The sequence below is a fragment of the Streptomyces sp. NRRL S-495 genome, from assembly GCF_000966955.1.
GTDB classification, from domain to species: Bacteria; Actinomycetota; Actinomycetes; order Streptomycetales; family Streptomycetaceae; genus Kitasatospora; species Kitasatospora purpeofusca.
Map to the genome: position 1 here is coordinate 1 of NZ_JZWY01001333.1, position 1,170 is coordinate 1,170.

2 protein-coding genes are annotated in these 1,170 nt (G+C 61.5%); both read right to left on the minus strand.

Annotated features, from left to right (window positions below; all coding sequences use genetic code 11):
- On the minus strand, positions 1-135 hold a 135-nt coding region (locus tag VR45_RS45205; RefSeq protein WP_159394576.1), incomplete at its 3' end, for a DUF397 domain-containing protein.
- On the minus strand, positions 125-958 hold the full coding sequence (locus VR45_RS41535) for a helix-turn-helix transcriptional regulator (protein WP_159394575.1): 834 nt from the start codon (positions 956-958) through the stop codon (positions 125-127). The genes VR45_RS45205 and VR45_RS41535, both read right to left, overlap by 11 nt.
- Positions 959-1,170: the final 212 nt, after the last annotated feature.

A 1,170-nucleotide genomic window follows, 5' to 3' on the forward strand; every position in this document is an offset into this window, starting at 1 on the left:
GGAGGGACCCTGAGGGTCCTTGGAATCGCGAACGGGCATGACACCGGCGTATCCATCGGCAACCTCGATGCATCCGCCTCCGCCGTTGCTGTGTGAACTCTTGCGCCACCTGGCGCCCGATAGATCAACGTGCATGGCGTTCAAGTTCCTTCCGTGCCTCATGAATCATGGTCAGGCTGTCCGCCCGGGGAAGTGCGTCCACCTGGAGTCGATCGTACTTTCTTGCCCAGCCTGCGACGATCTCGGCGTCCTGCTCCAGGTAGCCACGCTGAAGCGTCTCGGTGTATCCGACCATCGCCCGATTGGGCATGGTGAGCAGCGTTACCGAGTGCGAGAAGGGGCGCTCTGCACCCAGGCTGAACGGTGCTACCTGGAGGACGACGTTCGGCTGAGCGGACAAGCTCTCCAGGTGGGTCATCTGCTGCACCATGACACCTGCACCGCCGATCGGCCGGTGGAGGACAGCCTCATCCAGAACCACATGGATGGTCATAGTCCGCTCCAGCAACTTCTTCCGAGCTGTGAGGAGTTGAAGTCGTTCATCGGCTTGAATGCGAGTGGCCTCGCCTCGGCGCACGATGGCAGCCTCGTAGGCAGAGGAGTAGTCCGGGTGTTGCATGACGCCCGGCACCATGCTCGTCTCGAAGAGCCGTATGCAGATCGCCTCGCGCTCCTTGGTGGTGTACTCGGGGAATCCCGGGATCAGGGCTCCGTTCTTCCAGCTCCACCACAGCAGCTCCAGCGCCCCGCCAGCTGTCAGTGCCTCGTCGGCCCGCTGGACGAACTTTAAGCTGGGGGCCTGCTTTGCCGTCTCCACGTTCGAGATGTAGACGCTGGAGTATCGAACTAGCGTGCCGAGTTCGACCTGAGTGAGTCCTTGTGCCTCGCGCAACCTGCGAAGTTGAACAGAGAAGGCGGCAAGTGGAGATGACGTCGGGTCAAGTGTGATGCGCTTCAAGATCGCCCCACTTAAAGCAGCGTGAACTAGAGAGTTGAAGACCTTCCGATCGTAGCCTCTCCAGCTTCACCATGGATACGGGTCGTAGCGATCCCAATGCACAGCGCAACCAGTGGAGCCAACATGCCCTCGCACCCCCGCATTCCCGCGTACAAGCCCGTCATCGGCGAGATCGTGCGCGACCTCGCGCACCTCGACACCTCCGGCAAGCC